The sequence below is a fragment of the Daejeonella sp. genome (assembly GCF_049655485.1).
In the GTDB taxonomy this organism is placed as follows: Bacteria; Bacteroidota; Bacteroidia; order Sphingobacteriales; family Sphingobacteriaceae; genus Daejeonella.
In genome coordinates this window covers 1-1,512 of sequence record NZ_JBASJU010000260.1, presented here as the reverse complement: position 1 = coordinate 1,512, position 1,512 = coordinate 1, and the positions used below count along the sequence as shown (strand labels likewise).

Here is a 1,512-nt window from a genome sequence, read left to right as displayed (position 1 = left end):
GACTTTAACTGCAACGGCAATATTGTTTTCCCTATATCTCTTAAAACCCGCACCTTTCTGTGTTTTTGATGAAGTGGATGCCCCGCTCGACGATACTAATATTGATAAGTTCAATAATATAATCCGGGAATTTTCCGGGCAATCGCAATTCATAATTGTGTCGCATAATAAAAGGACGATTGCAAGTACAGATATTATTTATGGGGTGACGATGGCTGAACAGGGGGTTTCTCGTGTGGTGGCGGTTGATATACGGGAAGTTGCTTGACGGAGGTCGGAAGTCGAAAGTCGGGGGTCTGAAGTCTGAAGTCTGAAGTCTGATGCAAATCGTCTAAAAAGAATCGTAACTTGAATGGCTATACGCAGACCTCAGACCTCAGACCTCAAATCATGAAACAACTACTCTTCATTACCCTCCTCCTTATCAGTACAACAGTCCAGTCTCAAAACATCGACAAGATCCAACTACTTTCAGACATCAAAACTCTTTCATCAGAAAAATTTGAAGGAAGAAGAACTGGAACGGCTGGCAACAAAATGGCAGCGGATTTTATAGCCGGTAGGTTTGATGAACTCGGTATGAAATCCTATCAGGATAGTTTCAAGCATCCCTTCGTATTCAAGAACCGTGCAGAGGAATCCAAAAAAGGGACTAACCTGATCGCTTATATTAAAGGCAAAAGTAAAAAGACGATTGTTATTTCGGCCCATTACGATCACCTCGGTTCGAATGGCCCTGTAACATATTTCGGCGCAGATGATAACGCTTCGGGAGTAGCCGCGATGTTGTCATTTGCTGAATATTTTAAGAATAACCGCCCAAAACATACCCTGCTTTTTGTTGCCTTCGATGCTGAAGAATCTGGATTAAGAGGCGCCGTGGAGCTCGTGAATAAACCTCCTGTACGTAAAAAATACATAGTTCTGAATGTTAATATGGATATGATATCTCACAATGACAAAAAAGAACTTTATGCATCCGGCACATTTAAAAACCCGCATTTAAAAACGATTATTGAAGGAGCGGACGAAGACACAGGTATTAAGATACTATTTGGCCATGACCTCCCCGGCTCCGGCCTTGATGACTGGACCATGCAGAGTGACCAGGGGGCATTTGCAAAAGAGAATATCCCATTTATTTACTTTGGTGTAGAAGATCATAAAGATTACCATAAGCCGACCGATATGTTCGAAAATATCAATCAGGATTTTTATTACGGAGCGTCTACAGCTATACTAAGGAGTATTGTTAAAATCGATAAACAATTGGAATAAGGTTTTCAGGGTCAATGGTTAACTAGCCCATGGACTTCCTCTTTCAGTTTTCAGTTTTCCGTTTTCACCTATCACCTTTCACCTAATAAATTCCCTACCTTTGCTAAGCAAGCCGATCTATCGCCCCGATGCAAATTGGGGAGGAAAGTCCGGGCAACACAGGGCATTCTGCTTCCTAACAGGAAGGATTCGTGCAAACGGAGACGGAAAGTGCTACAGAAAATAAACTACCCG

At 42.1% G+C, this 1,512-nt stretch carries 2 protein-coding genes; both read left to right on the top strand.

Annotated elements, in window-relative coordinates:
- Nucleotides 1-268 (top strand): hypothetical protein (locus WBJ10_RS11140; protein WP_424290285.1); only part of this gene is annotated, 268 nt, incomplete at its 5' end.
- 122 nt (nt 269-390) lie between these two features.
- Nucleotides 391-1,278: a M28 family peptidase gene (locus tag WBJ10_RS11135; protein ID WP_424290283.1), complete on the top strand. Its 888-nt coding sequence runs from the start codon at nt 391-393 to the stop codon at nt 1,276-1,278.
- Nucleotides 1,279-1,512: the final 234 nt, after the last annotated feature.

What these genes read in the sequence shown, in the direction of transcription:
- WBJ10_RS11135 (WP_424290283.1), top strand. Translation starts at nt 391, where the DNA reads ATGAAACAACTACTCTTCATTACCCTCCTCCTTATCAGTACAACAGTC.